The sequence below is a fragment of the Kitasatospora sp. NPDC058063 genome, from assembly GCF_042885395.1.
In the GTDB taxonomy this organism is placed as follows: Bacteria; Actinomycetota; Actinomycetes; order Streptomycetales; family Streptomycetaceae; genus Kitasatospora; species Kitasatospora lactacystinica.
In genome coordinates this window covers 37,941-63,605 of the sequence record NZ_JBHVSD010000039.1, presented here as the reverse complement: position 1 = coordinate 63,605, position 25,665 = coordinate 37,941, and the positions used below count along the sequence as shown (strand labels likewise).

General features: G+C 71.4%; 12 protein-coding genes. 3 read left to right on the top strand and 9 right to left on the bottom strand.

Translation table 11 applies throughout. The features are described from left to right. Positions 1-90 precede the first annotated feature (90 nt). The 9 genes from ACFVUY_RS39980 to ACFVUY_RS39940 all read right to left on the bottom strand — a co-directional run bounded on the left by ACFVUY_RS39980 (position 91) and on the right by ACFVUY_RS39940 (position 21,868). Positions 91-342: an acyl carrier protein gene (locus ACFVUY_RS39980; protein WP_387694289.1), complete on the bottom strand. Its 252-nt coding sequence runs from the start codon at positions 340-342 to the stop codon at positions 91-93. A 29-nt stretch (positions 343-371) separates the two neighbouring features. Then, positions 372-1,223: a 3-hydroxyacyl-CoA dehydrogenase family protein gene (locus ACFVUY_RS39975; RefSeq protein ID WP_387736948.1), complete on the bottom strand. Its 852-nt coding sequence runs from the start codon at positions 1,221-1,223 to the stop codon at positions 372-374. Positions 1,224-1,271: 48 nt separating this feature from the next. Next, the gene (locus ACFVUY_RS39970; protein ID WP_387736947.1) at positions 1,272-6,674 is read right to left on the bottom strand and encodes an SDR family NAD(P)-dependent oxidoreductase; all 5,403 of its coding nucleotides are present in this window, start codon (positions 6,672-6,674) and stop codon (positions 1,272-1,274) included. Then, the gene (locus tag ACFVUY_RS39965; protein WP_387736946.1) at positions 6,671-11,221 is read right to left on the bottom strand and encodes an SDR family NAD(P)-dependent oxidoreductase; all 4,551 of its coding nucleotides are present in this window, start codon (positions 11,219-11,221) and stop codon (positions 6,671-6,673) included. The genes ACFVUY_RS39970 and ACFVUY_RS39965 overlap by 4 nt, the downstream gene beginning before the upstream one ends. Next, positions 11,218-15,834 carry an SDR family NAD(P)-dependent oxidoreductase gene (locus ACFVUY_RS39960; RefSeq protein ID WP_387736945.1) on the bottom strand — a complete coding sequence of 1,539 codons (4,617 nt, stop codon included), beginning with the start codon at positions 15,832-15,834 and terminating at the stop codon, positions 11,218-11,220. The genes ACFVUY_RS39965 and ACFVUY_RS39960 overlap by 4 nt, the downstream gene beginning before the upstream one ends. Then, entirely contained in the window at positions 15,827-18,367 is a 2,541-nt protein-coding gene (locus tag ACFVUY_RS39955; RefSeq protein WP_387736944.1) for an amino acid adenylation domain-containing protein, read from the bottom strand. The genes ACFVUY_RS39960 and ACFVUY_RS39955 overlap by 8 nt, the downstream gene beginning before the upstream one ends. 65 nt (positions 18,368-18,432) lie before the next feature. Beyond that, positions 18,433-19,041: a class I SAM-dependent methyltransferase gene (locus tag ACFVUY_RS39950; protein ID WP_387736943.1), complete on the bottom strand. Its 609-nt coding sequence runs from the start codon at positions 19,039-19,041 to the stop codon at positions 18,433-18,435. Positions 19,042-19,309: 268 nt separating this feature from the next. Further along, entirely contained in the window at positions 19,310-21,301 is a 1,992-nt protein-coding gene (locus tag ACFVUY_RS39945; RefSeq protein ID WP_387736942.1) for a carbamoyltransferase C-terminal domain-containing protein, read from the bottom strand. A 327-nt stretch (positions 21,302-21,628) separates the two neighbouring features. Beyond that, positions 21,629-21,868 carry an acyl carrier protein gene (locus ACFVUY_RS39940; protein WP_387736941.1) on the bottom strand — a complete coding sequence of 80 codons (240 nt, stop codon included), beginning with the start codon at positions 21,866-21,868 and terminating at the stop codon, positions 21,629-21,631. Positions 21,869-22,157: 289 nt separating this feature from the next. Between ACFVUY_RS39940 and ACFVUY_RS39935 the strand changes: the two genes are divergently transcribed. From ACFVUY_RS39935 to ACFVUY_RS39925, 3 genes are all read left to right on the top strand, one after another. After that, positions 22,158-23,081: a TauD/TfdA dioxygenase family protein gene (locus tag ACFVUY_RS39935; protein ID WP_387694280.1), complete on the top strand. Its 924-nt coding sequence runs from the start codon at positions 22,158-22,160 to the stop codon at positions 23,079-23,081. Between the two features lie 277 nt (positions 23,082-23,358). After that, positions 23,359-24,432: a pyridoxal-phosphate dependent enzyme gene (locus ACFVUY_RS39930; protein ID WP_387694279.1), complete on the top strand. Its 1,074-nt coding sequence runs from the start codon at positions 23,359-23,361 to the stop codon at positions 24,430-24,432. A 75-nt stretch (positions 24,433-24,507) separates the two neighbouring features. After that, entirely contained in the window at positions 24,508-25,650 is a 1,143-nt protein-coding gene (locus ACFVUY_RS39925) for an acyl-CoA dehydrogenase family protein (protein WP_387736940.1), read from the top strand. Positions 25,651-25,665: the final 15 nt, after the last annotated feature.

The window sequence follows — 25,665 nt, the reverse complement described above, 5'->3', positions numbered from 1 at the left end:
CCGATGCTCCGCATGGACTCCCTCCTCCGCACCGCCGATGCACGCACTCCAACGACGCCCACTGGTCCGACGTGATCCGAAAGAGAGGGCCTAGGCCGCCGTGGCCGTCCGCGACGTGACCAGGCGGACGAGACCGTCGACCGTGCGGAAATTGTCGAAGTCCATGTCCGCCGGGCCGAGGGTCAGGGCGAATTCCTTCTCCACGAAGAGCGCGAGCTGCATCGCGAAGAGAGAGTTGACGTAGCCGAGGGCGAAGAAGTCGTCGTTGTCGGCGAGCGGCTGGCCGGCCAGGTGCGGGGCGAGGAACTCGCGGACCCGGGCGCGCACGTCGTCGTTCGTCATATCAGGTTTCTCCTTGGGTAGTTCGAGGATCAGTAGGTGTAGAAGCCCTGGCCGGTCTTGCGGCCCAGGAGTCGTGCGTCGACCATCTTCTGGAGCAGGGGCGCGGGGCGGTACTTGCTGTCCTTGTAGCTCTCGTACATGACCGTGATCGAGTTCAGGATCGTGTCGAGGCCGATCAGGTCGCCGGTCTCCAGGGGCCCCATCTTGTGGCCGAAGCAGCCGCGGAACATCTTGTCGACGTCCTCGGCCGAGGCGATCTGGTCCTGGACGCAGAAGATGGCCTCGTTGATGGTCACCATGAGGACCCGGTTGGTGACGAAGCCGGGGGCGTCCTGGACGACGATGCCCTCCTTGCCCATGTCCGCCAGCAGCCCGAGCGCGGTGTTCAGCGTCTCCTCGCTGGTGAAGTGGCCGCTGACGACCTCGACGGTGTCCATCATCGGGACGGGGTTCATGAAGTGCAGCCCGAGGATCTCGGCCGGTCGCCCGGTGACCGAGCCCACCCGGGTGATCGGCACGGCCGAGGTGTTCACGCCGAAGATCACTCCAGGGCGGCAGACGGTGTCGATCCGCTCGTACACCGTGCGCTTGATGTCCCAGTCCTCGGTGACGTTCTCGACCACGAAGTCGGCGTCGGCCAGCGAGGTGAGCTCGGTGCTGGTGGTGATCCGGGCGAGGACGGTCTTGACGTCCTCCTTCAGCGGCTTGCCGAGCAGCATCGGCTGGACCAGCAGGTCACGGCCGATCTGGGCCACCGCGCTGTCGAGCTGAGCCGGTGAGATGTCCACGAGGATCACCTCGAACCCGGACTCCGCGAAGGACTGGGCGACGCCGCGGCCGATCGTGCCGGCGCCGATCACGCCTACGGTTCGGATGCTCACGGGGATACCACCTTTGCGGGATAGAAGAGGGGGAGTGGGGGTGCCCGGTCAGGCCCGGGCGTCCCTGGTGTCCAGGTGATCGGCGAGATCCGCGATCGTGACATAGCGGAACAGGTCGACCATGGAGACCCGGATGTCCATGGTCTTCTGGATGCTCTGGGCGATCCGGAGCGCGGCCAGCGAGTCCACCCCGAGCGCGAACGAGGTGTCATGCACGTTGAGTTCGGTGAGATCGAGCTCGCGGGCCCAGATCCGGGCGAGCGCGCGCTCGGTGTCGCTGAACTCGCCGCTCTCCTTGCCGAAGAGCTTCGGCTCGCCGTCGGACGGCGTGCCGTCCGGCGGTGCGGCGGATTCGCCGGCACTGCTGCGGGCCGCGGCGACGGCCTGCCGGATCGGGGCGGCCAGCACCAGCGGCGCGCGGCGCAGCAGCTCCGTGAGCTCGTCGGACCCGCCCAGCTTGCGGTAGTTGACCTCGCCGACGATCACCGGGGTGCAGGCCGAGGCGAGGATCTCCTCGAAGCTGCTGAGACCGTCCTCGACCGACACCGACCGGAAGAAGCCCTGGTCCTGCCGGACTCCGTGGTCGAAGGCCATGCCGGTTTCCAGCCAGTCGCTCCAGTCGACCGTCACCGTCCGCCGGCCGCGCGCGGAGCGCTGCTCGGCGAACTGGTCCAGGTAGCTGTTGGCAGCTGTGTAGTCGCCCTGCCCGGCCGCGCCGAAGATCGCCACCGTGGAACCGAAGTTGACCATGCAGTCCGGCGGATCGTCCTGGGTGACGAGGTCCAGCACGGTGGCGCCGAGCACCTTGGGGTTCAGAGTACGACGGAAGGTCTCCGCGTCCTTGCGGAAGAGGAAGCCGTCCCCGGCGACACCGGCCGCGTGGACGACGCAGCCGATCGCGCCGAGATCGGCGCGGATCTTCGCGACGACTCCCGCCATGACCGTCAGGTCGGTGACGTCACCGGAGTAGCTGCGGACTTCGGCACCGTTCCGCTCCAGGTCACGCAGTGCCTCGATCTGCCCGCGCAGCTTGGCGTCGGTGACCTCGTCCCACCGCTCGCGCGGCGGCAGTTCGGTGCGGTTGACCAGGGCCAGCCGCGCACCCGGCCCCGAGCGGCTCAGATGGCGGGCGACCGCGAGTCCGAGTCCGCCCAGACCGCCGGTGATGAGGTACACCCCGTCCGGGCGGACCGGCGCGGACCTCGGCTGCTCCCGCAGGTGCAGCGGTGCGAGCTCCGCGACGTACCGGTGCCCGTCGCGCAGCGCGACGGTGGCGGGTGTCCGGGCTCCGAGCAGTTCGGCACAGACCGCCTCGGCGCCGGTGTCGCCGGCGATGTCGAGGCAGAACACGTCGGTGTTCTCGTACTCCTGGCCGATCACTTTCGCCAGGCCGAAGAGCGTCGCGTGGACCGGGGCCGTCTGCGGCTCGGTGCCGGTCACCCGTGCCACCGAGGGGGCGACCACACTGAACCCGGCCGGGGCCACGCCGCGCTCGGAGAGGCTGCGGGCCAAGTGGAACAGGCTGTGGACGCCGTGGCCGAGCCTGGCCTCCAGGAGCGACAGATCCTGCTGGACGCCGTCGTCGGCAGGGGCCGCGACGTGCACGACCTCGGCCGGGAGTTCCGCACCGAGTGCGTCCAGCAGCCGGCCGAAACCCTCCTGGGTGGGCGGCACTTCGTACCGGTCCGGAAGTGTCTGCTGCCACCGGTCTGCGAGTACCGCCTCGGCGACGCCGACGCCGCGCGCACGCAGTGCGGCACTCAGCTCGGCGCCGATGCTGCCCTGCTCGCCGATCACCAGGACCCGGGTGGGCGGCGCCCGGCGCTCCTCGGGTGCCGGTGCCGGGACCCAGCGGAGGGTGTGATGACGGGTGTGCGGGCGCAGCCGGGCGACCGTGCGCTTGGCGTCGGTGACGCGCTTGACGGTGAAGCCGCGGATCTCGGCGGCGGTGGCCCCCGACTCGTCGCAGATCACCACGTCGACCTTGCGGAACTCGGCGTTGTTCACATAGCCCGGATGCGGTTGGACGAAGCTCAGGCCGCGAGCGGGCAGCGGGCCGTGCAGGAGCAGCGAGTCGTAGCCGACCGGGAGGAAGAAGTCCCGGTCGCCGAGGGCGAGTCGACGGTCGTCGGCGGTCTCCAGGACGGCGAATCCGCTGAAGCCGGTGGCCTGGTCGAGCAGGGTCGGGTGCAGGGGGTGGTCCTGGCACTCGGCCCGGTACTGCTCGGGCAGGTCGAGCACGCCGAGGGCGGCCCGGATGCCGACGTGCACGGTCGGGAGGCTGCTGCGCCAGCGGTCGCCGAACTCCATCACCTTGTGCTCGGTCTGCCGCCGGGCGATGTCCACGCTCTCCAGTGAGCAGAGCGCCCGCAGCGCGGCCGGATCCTGCTGCGGCGCGGGGGCGGTGTGCGGCCTGACGCCGACCGTACCTTGGACATGCACCGTCCAGTGGTCGCTCGCCGGGTCGTGGCTGGCGACGGTGAACTCGGCCTGCTGGTCGTCGAGTTCGCGGACGGTCGTGTGCGCGGTGCGCGGGGTTCCCTCCTGCACCAGCAGCGGCACGAGGAAGGTCACGTCGCGGAGCTCGGTGACCGGCCGGCCGAAGTGCAGGGAGGCGGCGGCGCGGGCCATCTCCAGATACGTGGTTCCGGGGACGATCGCCTCTCCGAGCAGCTTGTGTTCGGAGAGCACCCAGTGCCGTTCCAGCGAGAACTCGGTGAGGAAGACGGACTGGCCCATCGACCGGAGCAGGACCTGGTCCAGCAACGGGTGCGGGCCGGGCGTGCGCCGGACCGCCGCCTGCGGGATCCGGGGCTCCAGCCAGTAGCGCTTGCGCTGGAAGGGGTAGGTGGGGAGGGGGATACGGCGGCGCTGCTGCTGGGCGAAGTAGGCGGCCCAGCTGGGCCGGGCGCCGGTGAGCCAGAGGTTGCCGAGGGTGCGCTGGATGATCTCGGTGGCGGTACGGCGGTCGCGCTTGTGGGGGAGCGAGGCGAGAGCCGTGGCCTCGATGCCCGCACTGGTGAGGATGCGCCGGGCGAGGCTGCTGAACGTCTGGCCGGGGCCGACTTCGAGCAGGGTGACGTGCGGCTCGGTGGCGGCGGTCCGGACGCCGGCGGAGTACTCGACGCAGGCGCGGACGTGGTTGCCCCAGTAACCCGGGTCCACCGCCTGGCTGTCGGTGATCCACGTGCCGGTGAGGTTGGAGACGAACGGCACCTGCGGAGCACGGCGGTCGACGGCGGCGACGGCGGCGACGAACTCTCCGACCATCGGTTCCATCAGGGGGGAGTGGAAGGCGTGGGAGGTGGTGACGGGTTGGGTGGCCCAGCCGTGTTCTTCGGCGAGGGTGGTGAAGGCCTGGATGGCGTCGTGGGGGCCGGAGACGACGCAGTCGCGGGGGCCGTTGTGGGCGGCGAGGGAGAGGTCGTGGGGCAGGGCGGCTTCGACGGTGGAGCGGTCGGCCATCACGTTGAGCATGGCGCCGGGGGCCTGGGCCTGCATGAGGCGGCCGCGCAGGGCGACGAGGCGCAGGGCGTCGGGGAGGGTGAAGACGCCCGCGACGCAGGCGGCGGTCCACTCGCCGAGGCTGTGGCCGAGCATGGCGGTGGGGGTGATGCCCCAGGAGTGCCAGAGCCGGGTGAGCGCGTACTCGACGACGAAGAGGGCGGGTTGAGCCCATTGGGTCCGGTCGAGTCGACTGTCCTCGGTGAAGATCACCTCGCGGATGTCCTGGTCGAGCTGCGGCCTGAGCAGCTCGGCGCACTCGTCGACGCAGGCGCGGAAGACGGCTTCCTGCTCGTACAGGTCACGGGCCATGCCGGAGTGCTGGGAGCCCTGGCCGCTGAAGACGAACACCAGCGGTGTGGCGCCGCCCGCGACGTGACCGGTGACGACGTTGGCCGGGTCCCGTGCCTCCAGAGCGGCCGCGACGGCTTCGGCGGAAGAGCCGGTGACGGTGCGGCGGTGCGGGAAGGCGCGGCGGCCGGTGGCCAGGGTGTGGGCGGCGTCGGCGAGGTTGGGCTGTTCGCGGCGCAGGTGGGCGGCCAGCCGGTCGGTGGCCGCTTCGAGTGCCTCGGCCGTACGAGCCGAGAGGACCAGCGTCTCGGTCGGGCGCGGGCCGGCCGGAGAGGGATCGGCGAGCGGGGCCTCCTCCAGGATGACGTGGGCGTTGCTGCCGCCGAAGCCGAAGGCGCTGATCCCGGCGCGGCGGACGCGACCGTCGGTGCGCGGCCAGGAGCCGGGCTCGGCCTGGACCCGGAAGGGGCTGGTGGCGAAGTCGATGTCGGGGTTGCCGCGGGTGTAGTTCAGCGAGGGCGGCAGCAGCTCGTGCTCGAGCGCGAGCGTGGTCTTGAGCAGGCCCGCGATGCCGGCGGCGGCGTCGAGGTGCCCGACGTTCCCCTTGACCGAGCCGAGGGCCCAGGACCCGGTGTCGCCGAACGCCCGTGACAGCGCCTGCACCTCGATCGAGTCACCGATCACGGTGCCACTGCCATGCGCCTCGACGTAGTCGATGTCCTCGGGGCCGACCTCCGCGATGGCCAGCGCCTCCGTGATCACCTCGGCCTGACCGCCGACGGTAGGGGCGGTGAAACTCGCTTTGACCCCACCGTCGTTGTTGATCGCCGATCCCTTGATCACGGCGTGGACGGTGTCGCCGTCGGCCAGCGCATCCTCCAGCCGCTTCAGGGCCACCACGCCGACACCGTTGCCGAAGACCGTGCCCCGGGCGTCCGCGTCGAACGGGCGGATGTGTCCGTCCGGGGAGAGGAAGGCCCCCTCCTGGTACGGGTAGCCGGTGTTCTCCTGCACCTTGTAGGAGACCGCACCCGAAAGGGCCATGTCGCACTCGTAGTTGAGCAGGCTCTGGCAGGCGGAGTGCAGCGCCACCAGCGAGCTGGAGCAGGCGGTCTGGACCGGGAAGCTCGGCCCCCGCAGGTCGAGCTTGTACGACACCCGGCTGGTCAGGAAGGCGAGTTCGAAGCCCAGGCCGACGTTCTCGCCCTTGATCGCCTCGCCCTGCTCCAGGTTGCCGAGGATGTTCCCGAGGTAGGCGGTGGTGCTGGCGCCGCCGAAGACGCCGGTTCTGCCGTCGTACTGGGCGGCGTCGTAGCCGGAGTGCTCCAGTGCCTCCCAGGCCGTCTCCAGGAAGAGCCGGTGCTGCGGGTCCATGATCTTCGCCTCGCGGGCGGTGTACCCGAAGAACTCCGCGTCGAACAGGCCGATGCCCTCGAACCTGGGTGCGGCCTTGACGTAGTCGGGCCGGCCGAAGACCTCGGGCGGCACCCCGGCCGCCGCCAGCTCCTCGTCGGTCAGGGCGACGATCGACTCGACGCCGTCGCGCAGGTTCGACCAGAACTCGGTCAGGTCCCCCGCGCCGGGGAAGCGCCCCGCCATCCCGATGATCGCGACGCCGTCCCGTTCCGGGAGATCCGTGAACTCATTGGTCATCATTCGCCCCTTGCCGTCCGACGCCGTTGCTGATGCTGACGCCGGCGCTGCTGCATCTTCTCTCTGCGTTCCTCAAGTGCCTTGAGGCTGCCGCCCGTTGGCTGCTGCTCGGGCTTCTCGACCAGGCCGGCCAGGTGGGCCGCCGTCAACCCCTCGTACAGGTCACCGAGGGCGAGCTTCGTGCCCAGCCGGGTGTTGATGGTGCTCACCAGCTGGATCGCGATCAGGGAGTTGCCGCCCAGATCGAAGAAACTGTCCTGGATGCCGACCTTCTCGATGCCCAGCAGCTCCTGCCACAGCTCGCAGATCGTGCGCTCGGTGTCGCTGCGCGGTGCCACGAACTCGGTGAGGATGTCCGGGCGTTCGTGCGCGGCGCCACGGGGTGCCGCGGTGGCGTCCTGCTCCAGCGAGAAGGCGTTCTCGAACAGCGCCGAGAGCTCGGCGGGCGACACGATGACCTGCGACTCCGAGACCCGGGCCAGGATCGTGTCGAGGGCCCACAGCCCCTCGGCGGGCGACATGGCGCGCTCGTCCGCCTGCTCGGTGCCGGACGGCGCGGCGGTACCGACCGCCATGCCGATATCCCGCCACGGACCCCAGTCGATCGAGATCACCCGCCGGGTGCGCCCCCGGTCCTGGGCGAAGGCGTCGAGGAAGCAGTTGGCGGCGCAGTAGTCGACCTGGCCGACACTGCCGATGTTCGCACCGTTCGAGCCGAACAGGACCAGGAAGTCCAGCTCCTGGTCCGCCAGCACCTCCTCCAGCACCAGGGTGCCGTGCACCTTCGGGCGCAGGACCTCGGCGGCCGCCTGGAGGTCCTTGAGCTGGATCAGGCCGCCACCGGCGACGCCCGCCGTGTGGAAGGCGCCGTGGATGGCCCCCCACCGCTGGGTGGTCCGCCGGACGGCCTCGCTCATCGCCGCCTGGTCGCTCACGTCGGCCCGGAACACCAGGAGCTCCGCACCTGCGTCCCGCAGGCGGACCAACTCCCGTACGGTATCGGCGAGTCGGCCCTTGCCCGGGTTGCCGGCGAGCCAGGAGTCCCACTCCGCGGCGTCGGGCAGCCGGGTACGCGCGGTGAGCGCGACCCGTGCCCCCGCTGCCGCGAGGTGCCCGGCCAGGGCCAGGCCCAGGCCGCCGGTGCCGCCGGTGACCAGGTAGACACCGTCCTTGCGCACCACCGGCGACTCGTCGCGTCGGGGCAGCGGCTGCGGCAGGTAGTGCTGGGACCAGCGGTGCCCTCCTCGGTGCGCCACCGTCTCCGTACCGGGCTCCGGTGCTGCCGCCAACTCGGCCATCAGCTTCCCCAGTTGGACATGGGAGGGAGCTTCCTGGCAGTCGAGGTCGACGCTGCGGCAGGTGGTGCCCGGCAGCTCGCGGGGCAGCACGCGACACGGGCCCAGCAGGGTGGCCTTCAGCGGCGAGAGCGGCTCGGCGCCGGTGACGTTGTGCAGGCCGTTGCTGAGCACCCAGATCCGGCGCGGCCCGCCGTCCGGGTGCTGGACGAGGGCCTGAGTGAGGCGGATCAGACTCTCGAAACCGTGCTGGAGGCTGCCCTCCTCGCCCGGCGCGGTGACGCTCCAGCCGTGCACGATGTGGGTGGGCACGCCGGCAGGGCCGTTCCGCAGGGTGCTGATCAGCCGCTCGTAGCCGGAGCTGTCGGCCGGGTCGATGGCGTAGTGGCCGTCTCCCCGGTCGGACCAGGCGTCGGCCGCCGCCACCACGGTGACGGCGGCACCGGCGGCCCGCAGCTGCTCGGTCACCGCCTCGCCCACACCCAGGCCGTCGGCGAAGACCAGCCAGTGCCGGGAGCAGTCCGGCTGCTCCCCGGCCGGGAGAGGCGCCCGCTGCCAGGACGGGGCGTAGAACCACTGCGTGATGTCGTCGCGGCGCGCCGCGGCACGACCGGTGGCCCGGGCCGTCGTGGCCTGTCGGTCGAGCCAGTAGCGCTTGTGTTGGAAGGGGTAGGTGGGGAGGGGGATGCGGCGGCGTTGTTGGTGGGAGTGGTAGGTGGTCCAGTCGGGTGTGGTGCCGGTGAGCCAGAGGGTGGTGAGGGCGCGTTGGACGGTTTCGGAGGGGGTGCGGGGGTCGTGCTTGTGGGGGAGTGAGTTGAGGGTGGTGGCCTGGGTGGCGGTGTTGGTGAGGATGCGGCGGGCGAGGCTGGTGAGGGTTTGGCCGGGGCCGATTTCGAGGAGGGTGGTGCCCGGTTCGGTGGTGGCGGTTCGGATGCCGGTGGCGTATTCGACGGTGGCGCGGATGTGGTGGCCCCAGTAGGCGGGGTCGGTGGCCTGCTGGTCGGTGATCCAGGTGCCGGTGGTGTTGGAGACGAAGGGGGTGTTCGGTGCCTGGCGGGGCACGCCTGCGACGGCGGTGGTGAATTCCGTGATCACCGGTTCCATCAGGTGGGAGTGGAAGGCGTGGGAGGTGGTGACGGGTTGGGTGGCCCAGCCGTGTTCTTCGGCGAGGGTGGTGAAGGCCTGGATGGCGTCGTGGGGGCCGGAGACGACGCAGTCGCGGGGGCCGTTGTGGGCGGCGAGGGAGAGGTCGTGGGGCAGGGCGGCTTCGACGGTGGAGCGGTCGGCCATCACGTTGAGCATGGCGCCGGGGGGCTGGGCCTGCATGAGGCGGCCGCGCAGGGCGACGAGGCGCAGGGCGTCGGGCAGGGTGAAGACGCCTGCGACGCAGGCGGCGACCCACTCGCCGAGGCTGTGGCCGAGCATGGCGGTGGGGGCGATGCCCCAGGACTGCCAGAGCCGGGTGAGGGCGTACTCGACGACGAAGAGGGCGGGTTGGGCCCACTGGGTCCGGTCGAGTCGGCTGTCCTCGGTGAAGATCACCTCGCGGATGTCGTCGCCGAGGTGTGGTGCGAGGAGTTCGGCGCATTCGTCGACGCAGGCGCGGAAGACGGCTTCCTGCTCGTACAGGTCACGGGCCATGCCGGTGTGCTGGGAGCCCTGGCCACTGAACAGAAAGACCAGTGGTGCGGTTTCGCGGGTGGTGTGGCTGGTGGTGACGTGGGCGGGATCGCGGGTCTCCAGGGCGGTGGCGATGGTGTCGGGGGTGGTGCCGGTGACGGTGCGGCGGTGCGGGAACGTGCGGCGGCCGGTGGCCAGGGTGTGGGCGGCGTCGGCGAGGTTGGGCTGTTCGCGGCGCAGGTGGGCGGCCAGTCGGTCGGTGGCTTCTTCGAGTGCCTGCGGGGTGCGGGCGGAGAGGACGAGTGTTTCGGTGGGGCGTGTGCCGGCGGGGGAGGCTTCGACGGCCGGCGCTTCTTCGAGGATGAGGTGGGCGTTGCTGCCGCCGAAGCCGAAGGCGCTGATCCCGGCGCGGCGGACGCGACCGTCGGTGCGCGGCCAGGGGCCGGGCTCGGCCTGGACCCGGAAGGGGCTGGTGGCGAAGTCGATGTCGGGGTTGCCGCGGGTGTAGTTCAGCGAGGCGGGGAGGAGTTCGTGCTTGAGCGCGAGCGTGGTCTTGAGCAGGCCCGCGACGCCGGCGGCGGCGTCGAGGTGGCCGATGTTCCCCTTGACCGAGCCGAGGGCCCAGGACCCGGTGTCGCCGAACGCCCGTGACAGCGCCTGCACCTCGATCGGGTCGCCCAGCGAGGTGCCCGTGCCGTGCGCCTCGATGTAGTCGATGTCCGTGGGTGCGAGGCCCGCGCCGGCGAGCGCGGCGGAGATGACCGCGGCCTGACCGCCGACGGTCGGTGCCGTGAAACCGACCTTCACCGCGCCGTCGTTGTTGATCGCCGAGCCCCTGATCACGGCGTGGACGGTGTCGCCGTCGGCCAGCGCGTCCTCCAGCCGCTTCAGCGCGACCAGACCGACACCCGTCCCGAAGACCGTGCCCCGGGCGTCCGCGTCGAACGGGTGGACGTGCCCGTCGGGGGACACGAAGGACCCGTCCTGGTGCAGGTAGCCGGTGCCCGGGTTCGGGTCGACGTGGACGCCACCCGCCAGGGCGAGGTCGCACTCCCCGGCGAGCAGGCTCCGGCAGGCGGTGTGGGCGGCGACCAGCGCGGTCGAGCAGGCGGCGCGCAGCGAGACCGCGGGGCCCTTCAGGTCCAGCTTGTACGACACCCGGGAGGCCAGGAAGGCGAGTTCGTTGGCCACCAGGATCTGGGTCTGGCCCAGGGTGTCCACGATCTGCTGGTGCGAGTAGACGTGCTGGACGTAGCGGTTGGCCCCCGCGCCGCCGAAGACACCGGTTCTGCCCTCGTACCGGGCGGCGTCGTAGCCGGCGTGCTCCAGTGCCGCCCAGGCCGTCTCCAGGAAGAGCCGGTGCTGCGGGTCCATCACCTCGGCCTCGCGGGCGGTGTACCCGAAGAACTCCGCGTCGAACAGGTCGCTGCCGGCGAAAGCGGGCGCGGCCTTGACGTAGTTCGGCTGTCCGAAGACTTCGGCCGGCACCCCGGCCGCCGTCAGCTCCTCGTCGGTCAGGGCGACGATCGACTCGACGCCGTCGCGCAGGTTCGACCAGTACTCGGTCAGGTCCCCCGCGCCGGGGAAGCGTCCCGCCATCCCGATGATCGCGACACCACCGCGCGCCGCCGTCACCGCGCCGCCCGGAGGCCGTCGACGAGCGCGCCGAGGGTGCGCACGGTGGGGCCCTCGTAGACGATGGTCAGCGGTACGGCCACCGCCAGCTCCTGACGCAGCCGGTGGACGACCTGCAGGCCGAGCAGTGAACTGCCGCCCAGTTCGAAGAAGTTGTCCTGCACGCCGACACTCTCCAGGCCGAGCAGCTCCTGCCAGATCTCCGCCACCCGGTGTTCGGTCTCGCCGTTCGGAGCGACGAACGGGTTGCGCAGGTTGGGGCGCTCGTGCCGCGCGGCCGGGGCCGGCGCCTCGGCCACCGGGTCGGCCCACAGTTCGTGACGCAACGTCAGATCACCGGTGGAAGTGATGATCTGCGCCTGGGGCACCGCGTCGAGCAGGGCGTCGAACACCTGCCGGCCCTCGGTCGGGGTGAGTGCCAACTCACGTACTGCCGCGCCGAGTTCGGAATTCGCCCGGTCCTCCTGGGAGAAGTGCCAGGCCTCCCAGTTGACGCTGGTCCAGGGCAGGGCCGCGCTGTGGTGCCGCTGGGCGAAGGCGTCGAGCGCGGCGTTCGCGGCGGCGTACGCACCGAAGCCGAGTCCGCCGAGCAGCGAGGCGATCGAGGAGCAGATGACGGCGAAGTCCACCTGCTGGTCGGCCAGCACCTCGTGCAGCACCTGCGTGCCGTAGAGCTTGGGGCCGAAGTGCCAGAAGGCCTCCTCCGCGCCCAGGACCGCGACCTCCCGGTGGGCCGCCGTGCCGGTCGTGCCGGCACAGTGCAGCACGCCGTCGACCGGGCCGAACTCCCGCAGGACGCGCTCCTTCAGGGCGAGCATGGCCGTGCGGTCGGAGACGTCCGTGGCGGTCACCAGCACCTCGGAGCCGAGCGCCTCGATCTCCTGGACGGCACGGATCGCGGACCGGACCGCTTCCGGGTGCTGCGGATCGGCCCAGTTCTCCCGGGGCGGCAGGCCCGTCCGTCCGAGAAGCACCAGGCGCACCTCGGCCCGGTCGGCGAGGGCACGGGCCATCAGCAGGCCGATCTTCCCGAGGCCGCCGGTGACCAGGTACACCCCGCCGGGGCGGACCGGGGACCCGCCCCGGGGGCGCGGCGCGCCGGTCACGTACGTCGGCGCCCAGCGGTGCCGTCCGCGCAGCGCGATGGTGCGCTCGCCGGGCGGGGCGGCGAGGTCGGCCAGTAGCTGGTCGACCAGCCCGGGTACGGCCTGCGGGCCTTCGGGGCGGACGTCGAAGTGGACGCAGCTGAGCGAGGGGTACTCCTGCGGCAGCACCCGGCACAGGCCCTGGACGGTCGCCTTCGGCGGGCAGAGCGGCTCGTCCCCGAGGACGGCGTGCACCTCGGAGGACAGCACGTCCCAGCGCTGCCGCTGCGTCATCAGCTCGGCCTCGGTGGCCTGGGCCCAGTGGACCAGGCTGTCGAAGGAGCGGTGCAGCAGGGCCCCGACGTCCTCGGGTGCGGTGGCCCGGTCGGCGTCGTCGCCGACGCTCCAGCAGTGCACCACCCGACCGGGCAGCGGCCCCTCGGCGCGCAGCGCCTCGGCGAGCCGGTCGAAGTGCTCCGGCCGGGCGGGGTCGAGGACGTACTCGCGCTCGCTCCTGCGGTGCCACTCGGCTCCCCGTGAGACCGTGCGCACGGTGGCGCCGAGACCTTCGAGGCGGTCGGCGAGGTGGCGGCCGACACCGGTCTCGTCCGCGAAGACGAGCCAGCGCTCGTCGGCCGGGCCGACCTCGGCGGGCCGCGGTGCGCCGGCCAGCCGCTGCCAGGACGGCGTGTAGAACCACTGGGGCAGGTCGCCGCGCCGCTGCTGGGCCGAGCCGCTGCCGGGCTGGGCGGTGCCGGGTTCGAGCCAGTAGGTGAGCCGCTCGAAGGGGTAGGTGGGGAGCGGGACCCGCCGGGCGCCGGCCGTGGCCGGGAAGGGGCGCTCCCGGCCGGCGAGCCAGAGGCGTCCGGCGGCCCGCAGGAGTGCGGTGCGGTCGCTCTGCCCGAGGAAGGCGCCGGGGAGGGACGGGAGGACGACCCGGTCGGTGCCGGCGGCGGCGGGGTGCTGGATGGCCCCGGGGGTCAGGGCCGGCGCGGGGCCGATCTCGACGATCGCGATGTCCGGGACGGACCACAGGGTGGCCAGGCCGTCCGCGAACCGCACGCTCTCCCGTACGTGCCGGGCCCAGTACTCGGGGCTGGTGGCCTCGTCGTCGGTGATCCAGGTGCCGGTCAGGTTGGAGACGAACGGCACGGCCGGGGCGTTCAGCCGGACCGAGCGGACCAGTTCGGCGTAGCGCTCGACGACCGGGTCCATCATCGGGGAGTGGAAGGCGAAGCGGGTGGTCAGCCGGCGGGTGGCGATGCCGGCGGCCAGCAGTTCGCCGGCCACCCGCTCGATGCCCTCGACGGTGCCGGAGAGCACGCAGGTCTGCGGACCGTTGATCGCGGCGAGGCAGACCTCCGCGTCGGTGTACCGTGCGACGGCCTCCTCGGAGAGCGGCACGGCGAGCATCGCGCCCTCGCCCTGCTCCTCGATCAGCCGGGCGCGTTCCGCGACCAGGCGCAGGGCGTCGGGCAGCGAGAAGACCCCGGCCACGCAGGCCGCGACGTACTCGCCCAGGCTGTGACCGATCATCACCTCGGGCTCGACCCCCCGGGCGGCCCAGAGCCTGACCAGGGCGTACTCGAGGGCGAACACCGCGGGGTAGCCGAGGCGCGGCTGGTCCAGCGGGTGCTCGCTGCGCTCCGGCTGGAGCAGCAGCCTGCTGAAGTCGAAGGGCTGCCCGGGGGCGGCGTCCGCGGACTCGTCGACGGTGAAGACGAGTTCGCGGATGTCCGTGCCGAGCAGCGGCTCGAGCAGTCCGGCGCACTCGTCCATCGCTGCCCTGAACTCCGGCTCCTGGGCGTAGAGTTCGCGCGCCATGCCGGGGAACTGGGAGCCGAAGCCGGTGAACATGAAGGCCACCGGCCGGTGCGGGGCCTCGGGCGCGGTCGCGGTGAGCAGCCGACCGTCGTCGCGGGCGTCCAGCGCCGCCAGTGCCTCCTCGGTGCCGCCGGCCACCAGCATCCGTCGGTACGGGAACGCCCGGCGGCCCTGCTGGAGGGTGAACGCGACATCGGCCAGCGGGAGTTCGGGGTGCGCCCGGAGGTGGTCGTGCAGCTGGTCGGTGGCCGCCTCCAGGGCCTCCGGGCTCTTCGCGGAGAGTACCAGCAACTGCTCGGTGCCGTCGGCCGGCCGGGATTCGCGCGGCAGCTCCGGGGCCTGTTCGAGGATGACGTGGGCGTTGGTGCCGCCGAGGCCGAAGGAGCTGACCCCGGCGCGGCGCGGGCCGTCGCCCTCGGGCCAGGGCAGCAGCTCGGTGTTGACGTAGAACGGGCTGCCGGCCAGGTCGATCCGCGGGTTGGGCCGCTCGAAGTGCAGGGTGGGCGGCAGCTGCCCGTGCTCCACCGCCAGCACGGTCTTGATCAGGCCGGCGACCCCGGCGGCCGAGTCGAGGTGGCCGATGTTGGTCTTGGCGGAGCCGAGGGCGCAACTGCGCTCCCCGACCCCGGAGTAGGCCGAGGCGAGTGCGGAGAACTCGATCGGGTCGCCCAGGACGGTGGCCGTCCCGTGCAGCTCGATGTAGCCGATGCTCTCGGCCGGCACGTCCGCGTTCGCCAGCGCGGTGGAGACGACGGCGGACTGGGTGGCGGCGCCGGGCGCGCTGAAGCCGGCCCGGCGGGAGCCGTCGTTGTTCAGCGCGGAGCCCTTGATGACCGCGTGGATGTGGTCGTTGTCGGTGATCGCGTCCTTGAGGCGCTTGAGCACCACCATCCCGACGCCGTCGCCGCCCACCGTCCCCCGGGCGCGGGCGTCGAAGGTGCGGCAGTAGCCGTCCGGCGAGAAGATGCCGTCCGGGCGGTAGACGTAGCCCTTGCTCCTGGTCCCGTCGACGGCGACGCCGCCGGCCAGTGCGGTGTCGCACTGGTAGGCCAGCAGCGCCTGGCACGCCTCGACCACGGCGACCAGTGACGTGGAGCAGGCGGACTGGATGTTGAGGGCGGGGCCCTCCAGACCGAGCTTGTAGGAGACCCGGCTGGCGAGGAAGTCCGGCCGGTTGCCGATCACCGTCTGCTTGTCGCCGAGGATCTGCGCGGCGCCGGGCTGGGAGGCGATGTTGAAGAGCAGGTAGGTGTTGTTGCCCGCGCCCGCGTAGACGCCGACCAGGCCGTCCTGCCGACCGGCGTCGTATCCGGAGCTCTCCAGGGCGGCCCAGGCGCATTCGAGCAGGACCCGGTGCTGCGGGTCCATGAGTTCGGCCTCGCGCGGGGAGTAGCCGAAGAAGGCGGCGTCGAACTTCTCGCTGTCCGCCAGCGGGTAGCCCGCGCCGACGAAGTTCGGGTCGGCCAGGGTGGCGGCGTCCACGCCCCGGGCGGCGAGCTCCTCGTCCTCGAAGCGGGTGACGGAGCAGACGCCCGCCTTGAGGTTGCTCCAGTACTCCTCGACCGTCCGGGCGCCGGGGAAGCGGCCGGCCATGCCGACGACGGCGATGTCCAGACTGTCGTCGAACTCGGAGAAGCCGTCGGCCTGTTCGGAGTCCGGCTCGGCGTCCACGGTGGGGTCGGGCTCGGGGGAGTGCTCACTCATGGTGACCTCGCTTCGCTTGCAGCTGCTGCTGGCGGCGCTTCAGCAGGGCGTTCTGCTGAGTGCTCCTGCCGCGGGTGGCGGCCGGTGCCACCCCCTGCCTCTGCTGCGAGAGCAGCTCGGCCTGGGCCCGGACGGTGGTGTGCTGGAACAGGTCGAGCAGGTCGACCTCCCGGCCGGTCGCCGCCCGGAGCCGGTGGTGCAGCCCGACCATGAGCAGGGAGTGCCCGCCGATGTCGAAGAAGTTCTGGTCGGTGCCGACCGCTTCGGTGCGGAGGACCTCCTGCCACACCTGCGCCACCAGTCGCTCCAGTTCGTTCCGCGGTGGCAGCGGCGCGGTGGCAGGCTCGGCGGGCCGGGGCAGCCTGCCGCGGTCGACCTTGCCGTGCCCGGAGAGCGGCAGCCGGTCCAGCGTCACCATCGCCTGCGGCACCATGTGCGGGGAGAGCCGGTCCCGCAGGTGGCGCTCCAGTCCGGCGGTGCTGAACCCGGGGCCGTGCGGCTCGATGTAGGCGACCACCCGCCGGTCGCCGGGGACGTCCTCGCGGACGACGGCGACGGCGTGGCGCACCTCGGGGTGGCTCTTCAGCGCGGCCTCGATCTCGCCCAGGGCGACCCGGAAGCCGCGGATCTTGATCTGGTCGTCGCGCCGGCCGAGGAAGGCGATCGTCCCGTCGGCCAGGCGGCGGACGATGTCGCCGGTGCGGTAGAGGCGGGAGCCCGGCCCGTCGCCGAGGGTGTCCGGGACGAAGGCCGCCGCGGTGAGGTCCTCCCGGCGGTGGTAGCCGCGGGCGAGGTTGCCGCCGCCGATCAGCAGCTCTCCGACGACGCCGACGGGCGTGGGCCGGCCCGCCGCGTCCACCACGTGGGCCCGGGTGCCCGGGAGCGGAACGCCGATCGGCGCGGTCTCCCACTCCGCCTCCGGGTGGTCGGCCACGGCGAGGGTCAGCACACCGACGGTGGTCTCGGTCGGACCGTAGTGGTTGAAGACCCGGCAGTGCGGGACGAGGCGCTGGAGGGCGCGCAGCCAGCGCCAGTCGGAGGCCTCGCCGCCGATGACCAGCAGGCGGCGCGGCAGGAGCTCGGCGAAGCGCGGCGAGGTCTGGAGGGCCCGGAGGTGGGAGGGCGCGATCTTCAGGCAGTCGACCCCCCGGGTCTGCACCCAGTCGGCCAGCCTCTCCGCGTCCAGCGCGACGTCACGGGAGATCAGCTGGACCTCGCCGCCCGTGCACAGCGGCGGGGCGAAGGCCGTGACGCTGGAGTCCACCGTCAGCGGCTGCACCATCGCGTAGCTGAGCGGCCCGTCGATGCCGAGCCGCCGGACGACGGCGCGGGTGTAGCCGACGAGCTGGCGGTGCTCGATCACCACGCCCTTGGGCTTGCCGGTGGAGCCGGAGGTGTAGAGCAGGTACGCGGCGTCCCCCGGGGCCGAGTGCCCGGCCGGCGGGTCCTCGTCCGGCCGGCCGGCCAGCACGGTCAGCCCGGCGTCGAGCTCGACCACCCGGTGTCCGGTGTCGAGCGGGGCGGTCGCCACCACGATCCGCACGGCCGCGTCGGCGAGGATGCCGTTCCGCCGCTCGGCCGGGTCGTTCGGGTCCACCGGTACGTACGCGCCACCGGCCTTGAGGATGCCGAGCACGGCCACCATCAGCCGTACGTCGCGATCGGCGCACAGGCCCACCGTCACCTCGGGGCCGACGCCGCTCTCGCGCAGCAGGTGGGCCAACTGGTTGGCCCGGGAGTTCAGTTCGCGGTAGCTGAGGGCGGCGCCCTCGGAACGGACGGCGATCGCTTCGGGGGTGCGGGCGGCCTGCTCCTCGAAGAGCCGGTGGAAGCACCGGTCCGCCGGCTCGCCCGGGACGCCGTTCAGCGCCTCGATGACGCGCTCCTCCCCGGCGGTGAGCAGGGGCAGCTCGGCCACCGACCGGTCCGGATCGGCCGTCGCGCCTTCGAGCAGGCGCAGCAGGTGGTCCACCGCGCGGCGGGCTGTGGCCGGGTCGAGGACGTCGGTGGCGAACACCAGCTGACCGGTCAGTTCGCCGTCGACGTGGCAGAGTTGGAGATCCAGGTCGCAGGAGGTGGTCTCGGGCACGGGACGCGGTTCCGGCCGGAAGGAGAAACCCGGCCAGAGGTGGACGGCCGCGCCGGTGCGGACCTCTTCGGCCGCCGCCAGCGCGGCGCCCGCCCGCCGGACCAGGTCCCGGAAGCTCCCGCCGGCCTCGACGCGGACCGGCGTGGTCACCCCGGCGCCGTTGGTCACCCCGACCGCGAGCTCGGCCTGTCCGCCGTACCGGTGCAGCAGGGCCAGGTGGAGGGCGAAGGCCGCCGCCGGGAGCCCTCCTCCGCAGGCTTCACCCAGCTGCCGCAGGGCGGCGCTCGCCCCGGCGGGGACGACGAGGGGGACCGAGCCGGCCCGGTGGTCGCGCCGGGCCGGAGGCGTCCGGTCCAACGGGAGCTCCGGGGCGGCGGGCAGCTCGGCGGGGCGCCCTTCGGCATCGGGGCCGGGCACGGAAGGTGCGGGGTGGCGCAGTGTCATGAGGGTTGCCTCGAGGAGTCTGGGGGCAGGACGTACGTCACCCGTCTCGCCGGAACGGGCCACGGCTACGCGGATCGCTTGGTGCAGAGGTAGACCTGGTTGCGGCGGTGGTCGGCGGGGACGTCGATGATCTCGACCGTCTCCGAGAGCGAGTGCAGCAGCGCCTCGAACGGGCCGGCGGCGTAGCGGTTGAGCCAGATGTAGCCGTCGGCCGTCTCGCGCCGCAGCAGCACCTCGGTCTCCCGAGGCACCTGGAACATGCAGATCACCACGGTGCGGCGGGAGACCCGGAACAGTTCGCGGACGGCGGTCTCGTAGTACGGCAGGCTCTCCAGCACGTGCCGGCAGTTCACCACGTCGAACGAGCCTTCGGGGAAGGTGAGGTCGGTGACGCTCATCTGCTCCCACCGCGCCTCGGGGTGGAGCGCGCGGCAGTCGTCGATGGCGGCCTCGTTGATGTCGATGCCGGTGTAGTCGACCTCCAGGCCCGCCGTCAGCAGGTGGCGGTAGGTGACCCCGGAGATGACACCGCAGTCGAGCAGTTCGAACGGTTCCTCGCCGTGCAGTGCCGCGATCCGCTCGGTCACGACCGCGTGCGAGGGGTGCCCGGCCCGGGACTCCTCGCCCATGTGAGCCATGTCAGAGGTGTGCGCCCAGAGCGATCTCGTGTTCACTGCGTTGATCCTCCGTACTGCTGGAGCGGAGCCGGTCATGACGGCACGGCCGGCCGGACGGTGGCTGGTGGGAGAGTGCCGGGCGCGCGGGACGCCGCCGGACCAGGGCCGTCGGGCGGCGGACGTCGGACGGTCCGGAGGGCCGTTCCAGGGCTTCCGCGGGCGCGGCACCCGGTTCCCTGGCACCGTCCGGACCGGGAGAATCCCGGGAGCCGGCGGTGCGCGCGTGACATCCGTCCCGTCCCGGCGCACGGGAACCGATGTCACATCAGAAAGCCGCGCCTTCCTGGGACTCGGTGTCGAAGACGGCGTCCGGGCCGAACATCCGGGCGTGCTTCGCCGCGGCGAGGGCCAGCGTGCCGCTTGCGTCGCGGGCGCTCGCGACCTCGGCCAGTTGGTTGACCACGGCGGGCTTCGCCAACGTCTGATCGCGCAGCTCGGGGGAGCGGGACATCAGGACCATGGCCGCGGTGGTGTAGCCCGACTCGGCCCAGGACTCCCAGATCGCGTCGCGGTCCTGCTCCTGGCCCGCGAAGAGCTCCTCGCGGCGATCGTGCCGGCGCGTGGGAACCGGGCTCCGGCCGGCGGCCTCCGTGCGCAACCGGACGCGGCGGCCCGCGATGTAGGCGACGGCAGCGCCCTTGCGGATGGCGAAGTTCAGGGCCTGGGCCGCCGTGTCCACCACCGGCTCACCCTTGTCGTTCAGGGAGGTGTTGCACACCATCGGCACCCCCGTGGCTTGCCGGAACGCTTCGATCGCCCGGTGGAGCAGGGGGTTGGTCTGGGCGGACAGGGTCTGACGCCGGGCCGAATCGTCGAGATGGAGGATGGCCGGGACCAGCCGGCGCTTGGACTCGGTCACGTACGCCGTCTCGAGCATGTAGGGCGAGGGCCAGGGGTCCTCGAACCACTCGCCGCTGTACTCCTCCAGGACGATCGGGGCCACGGGGCGCCACCACTGCCGGCTCTTCCAGTCGTTCAGCAGCTCCTTCGACCGGGGTGAGCGGGGATCGGCGAGGATGCTCCGGTGGCCCAGTGCGCGCGGACCGATCTCGGCCGCTCCGTCCGCCCACACCAGCGGTCCGGTGGAGAGGTCCTCGACGAACCGGGCCTCGGTGAATTCCTCGACGTCCTCGATGAAGTCGTCGAAGTGCTGCAGCGCGCTCTCGACGTCGGTGAGCTCGGAGCCGTGGTAGGCGGACTCGAGCCGGAAGCCACCGCCCGGGAGCAGCCCCTCGCCGAGGAGGCCGAGGAGGCCGATCCCGAGGGACTGGCCGGAGTCGTTCGCGCTCGGCGGCGTGAGCAGGCCCTTGAACCCGTAGCGGCGCAGGAGGAAGGAGTTGGTCGGACAGTTGAGGGCGAAGCCCCCGCTCAGGGAGAGGTACGCCTGGCGCGGGTCCACCCCTGCCGACTCGAGCAGCCGGTCGACGTTGCGCACCATGACGAGCTCGCAGGCCGTCTGGACGATCTTCATGACCGCGGACTGCAGGTGCTCCTGGCGGGTGAAGCGGCTGTCCAGCTCCATGGACGGCAGCTGGGACTCGGCCGCACGAATCACGGCCTGGACGAAGGGAAGTGTGTCGACCAGCGGTACTCGCCGGCCTCCGAACAGCTCCAGCTCCCGCACCGCCGCCTCGGTGTCGAAGGCGATTTCGGTGAGGCAGGCCGACGCCAGGGCCATCAGGGTGCCCGGCTCCCTGCCGAACTCCGAGGACGCGGCGTCGTAGATCGGGGCCGGGGATTCGACCGGAGCGAAGTCGACGTCGCCCTTGGCGGACACGCAGCCGGTGTACCAGTACTTCTTGCCCGTCCGGTCGAGGCCGAAGTCGGGCCGGCCGTCCAGGGCCAGTCCGATGATGGTCTCGCTGCGGAACACCTCGGAGTCGAGGAGCAGTCCGCTGTAGAGATGGGCGAGGCTGTGGACCGGGAAGTCCTCGGTGCCCGCCGGTAGCTTGATGTCGGCGTGGTGCGGCAGGCCGGGCGTGCCCCAGGACAGGCTCACGTCCTCCAGGCAGAGCCCCTCGGCCGCGAGCAGTTCGGTCAGCACCTTGTTGTAGCGGTCGACGGTGAAGAGCGGCCAGAAGTGGTGCTTCTGTCCGCTGACGCGCTCGAGCTCCCAGACTCTGACGAGTTCGACCCGCGAGTCGTGACTGCGCCAGAGCGCGATGTTCTGATCATGGCGCGGTGCGATGACGGATAAGCTGCCGGGCGGGGAGATGTAGCTCGACAGGAAGTACTTCGCGGCTGGGTAGGCGGTCACGATGTCTCTTTCGGCGGTTGGACAGTGGCTGCTGGCTCTTCGGGCCGGACGGTCCTGGAAACCGCCCGCGTAGGCGGTCGCGAGGCTGCCAGGGCCGGCTCGGCCGGGCGTCGGTGTCCACCGGCGACGTCAGGTGCGACAGACTGTCCCGGCCGGGTGCGATCGGGCCTCGAGCCGGAGCTCCGGCGGCGGCCTGCACGGGGACTTCGACCTTCTACGAGGCCTCGGGACGGGGACGGCGGGGACGGACTCCGACCCCGCATCCTCGTGTGGATGCGCCGGCCCCGGGGCGAGCGACGGGATCGCTCGGGTCCGTCCGCGGCGGGACTACTTCGAAGCGGGGATCCGCTCCTCGACGAGCTGGACCAGTTCACCGACGTTGGCCACGGTGAACATGTCGACGACGTCCAGATCGACGTCGAACGTGCTCTGGATCGAGACCATCAGGCGGAGCAGCGACACGGAGGTGGCTCCGAGATCGTCGAAAGTGCTGTCCAGTGCGACTTCAAGGGGGGCGAATACTTCGGAAATCACCGACATCAAGTCGTCGGACTGTGCGTTCGACATTTTGTGTTCCAGATCTCTTGCATTCGAGGTCTATGCAGGTAATTGACCCTATGGTCTTGCTGAGACATCGTCAAGTCTCTTTTTCCGGTTGGGAGATGGTTGATGTCCAGATTGTGTCGCGTTGGGTCAGGTGGGCGAGATTGGTGTGAAACGGGCGTAGTGAAGCAACAGTTTGTCAAGTCGGCGCGCTTTCCCTGGTCGAAGGCTCGACAGGACGTGGGTACCCTGGGGTAGGGTGACCGACGTTTGATCGCACAGGCACTCACCGCTGGGGGATCTGGTGTCAGAAATGACTTTTCGGCCTCTCACGCCTATCACTGGCGCGGAGGTGGAAGGCGTCGATCTCGCGGCGGAGCTGTCGCCGGCCGTAGTGGCCCGCCTTCGCGAGGCCCTGGTGCGTCACAAAGTTCTCGTTTTCCGGAATCAGCCGATGAGTGACGCGCAACAGGTTGAACTCACCAATGCTCTGGGTGGTGCCACTGCGGCACATCCCATCGTGAACGGTCTGAGCGAAGCCCCCGCCGTATTGCGGACCGCGCTGTCGGAGGAGCGACGGGCGCTGGTCGAGGCCGAGGCCGGCCTCAGTCATCCGTTGAAGGGAACGACACCGCGGCGCCTGCGGACCGAATGGCATGTCGACAGCACCTTCGTGGTCAATCCGAACGCCATCACCATTCTGCGCGGTGTCGAGATTCCACCGGTCGGCGGCGACACTCTCTTCGCCGATCTGGAAGCGCTCTACGAAGGATTGTCGTCCTCCCTGCGGGGGTACGTCGACACCTTGCAGGCGATACACTCCCGACACGTCCCGACAGCGGCGCCCCGCTTCGACGGCAAGCCGGCCGGCCCCTTCGCGGCCGTGCACCCGCTGGTGCGGGTGCACCCCGAGACCGGTGCGCGCAGCCTGCTCGTCAGTGCCGTCTTCCTCCAGGCCATCCGCGGTCTCAAGCCCCGCGAGAGCGCGGCCCTGCTGGACTTCCTCCTCGACGAGCTCGCCGGGCGGGACGAGATCCACGCCCGGGTCCGCTGGGAGCAGGACACCCTCGTCATGTGGGACAACCGCTCCGTGGCCCATGCCGGTCCGGTGGACGGCCTGATGTTCCAGGAGGAGCGGATCGTTCACCGCACCACCGTCGTCGGCGACGTGCCCCGCGGGCCCGACGGCTTCGTGTCGCGCGCCCTCATGGGAGGCCGGTGCGAAGCGCTGGCCTGAGAGGCCGCGCCGTGACGCCACGGCGATCAGGCGGTCCATGCAGGTCAACTCGGTCATATGAAGATGTACTGGCATCGTGGCTCCGGCACAGATTCGGGTCAGTCGGTCCATTCTCCGGTAACTTCTGTGGGGGAAAAGCAAAATGCCGGTCGTCGACCACTGTGCAACAGCCGAAGCGCCACCCAGGTACCGCCTGTTATGCGTCGACTGCGGCTGGGAATCCGATCCGGAATTCCGGCTCCGATGTCCCCAGTGTTCGGGTGCGCTCGATCCCAGGATGAACCTGGAGAACGTCACCGAGCGTGACGGCGACCGGCCTGAGCTGACCTACCTGGACTTCCTTCCGGTCGAATCCGAGCACTTACTCGACGCGAGCATCAGTGTGCGGACCCCCTGCCGTCCGGCCGCGCGCCTCGGAGCGGTCATCGGTCTGCCCCGCCTCTGGGTGAAGGACGAGTCCCAGCAGCCGACCGGGACCACCAAGGACCGGCTGGCCTCCGTGGTCCTGGCCGTGTTCCGGCAGTTCGGGATCAAGGAGTTCGTCGCCTCCAGCACCGGGAACAGCTCCACCGCCCTGGCCCGCGCCGTGCGGAGGGACCCCTCGATGCGGGCACACTTCTTCTGCGGCCGTGACTTCACCGGCGACCACGACATCGAGACCGGCGACCGGGTGTCCCTCACCGTGGTGGACGGCAACTACGCACAAGCCACCCGGGCGGCCCAGGAGTTCGCAGCCCGGAACGGGCTGGTCTGGGAGGGCGGGTTCTTCAACTGGGCCCGTCGCGAGGGCCTGAAGCTCACCTACCTGGAAGCCTTCGACGCCATGGACGACAAGCCCGACGTCGTCGTCCAGGCCATCAGCAGCGGCATGGGGATGATGGCCGTACGCAAGGGCGTGGCAGAGTACCTCGCCTGCGGCCGGCTCACCTCCTCGCCCCGCTTCGTGATGGTCCAGCAGGACACCTGCGCGCCGATGGCCGTGGCCTGGCGGGAGGGACGGGCCGAGCTCACCGAGGACGACGTCATCGAGCACCCGACAGGTCTGGCCCGGGCCATCCTGCTCGGCGACGGCCGGGCCACCTATCCCTACATGCGGGACATCGCCACCGAGAGCGGTGGCTCCATCGTCTCGGTGAGCCAGGACGAACTGGTCCAGGCCCGTACGATGCTCCGCGAGCTGGAGGGGCTGGACGTCTGCCACTCCTCGGCCGCGACCATCGCCGCGCTGCGCAACGAGGCCGCGGCCCGGCGGATCACCCCGGACCAGGTCGTCCTGGTCAACCTGACCGGCCGTGAGCGGTACACCGCCGCCGACGCCGGACCGGCCCTCGCCGCCGCCACCGCCGGCTGAGCCTCCCTCTTCCGAGCCGGATGCCACCGCTCCCACCGGAGCGATGTGCCCGCCCTCACGTTCGCAAGGAATGCGTTGATACTCAGTCACCTCACCCCGCAGCAGGCCGAGCGCCACGCCGAGTTCCGTGCCTTCGCCGACCGCGTCCTGGTCCCGCAGGCGGACCGCTGCGACCGCGAGCAAGCGGTCTCCCGGGAGACCGTCGCCGACCTGGCCGGGCAGGGCTACCTCGGCGCGCCCGTCCCGAAGGAGTTCGGCGGCCTCGGCATGGACTGGGTCGAATACGGACTGCTCACCGAGGAACTGGGCCGAGGCTGCCAGTCGATCCGCAACCTCGTGGCCGTGGAGGACATGGTCGCCCACTCGATCCACAAGTGGGGAACGCAGGAGCAGAAGCAGCGGTGGCTTCCCCGGATCACCTCGGGCCGAACGCTGGCGGCCTTCGCCCTGACCGAGCCGGACGTCGGCAGTGACGCCGCCGCCGTCGGGACCACGGCGACGGCCGACGGCGCCGATGTCGTCCTGCGCGGCACCAAGAAGTGGATCAGCTTCGCGCAGATCGCGGACCTCTTCCTGGTCTTCGCCGCGTTCGACGGGCAGCACACCGCCTTCCTGGTGGAGCGGGACACTCCCGGCCTGTCGGTGGAGCCGATCGAGGGCCTGCTCGGCCTGCGCGGCTCGATGCTCGGCCGAATCACCTTCGACGACTGCCGGATCCCGGCCGCCAACCTGGTCGGGCGTCCCGGCCTCGGCCTCACCTTCGTCGCCTCCAGTGCCCTCGACCTCGGCCGCTACAGCACCGCCTGGGGCTCGGTCGGCCTGGCTCAGACCTGCCTGGAGGCCTCGACGCAGTACGCCGGCCGCCGCACCCAGTACGGCACCGAGATCCGCAACCACCAGCTGGTCCAGCAGCTGCTGGCCGACATGCTCACCGACACCGTCACGGCCCGGCTGCTCTGCTACCACGCCGGGGTGAGCAAGGAGCGCGGCGAGACGGAGTCCGTCAACCACACCCTGCTGGCGAAGTACCGGACCTCGACGATCGCCGTCAAGGCGGCCGCCGACGCGGTGCAGATCCACGGCGCCCAGGGCATCGGGGCGGAGGCTTCCGTTCAGCGCCACTACCGGGACGCCAAGGTGATGGAGATCATCGAGGGCACGACGCAGATCCAGCAGACCATGCTCGGTCAGTTCGCCGTCCGGGCGGCCCGGCTGTGAGCGAGCTCCGGACGG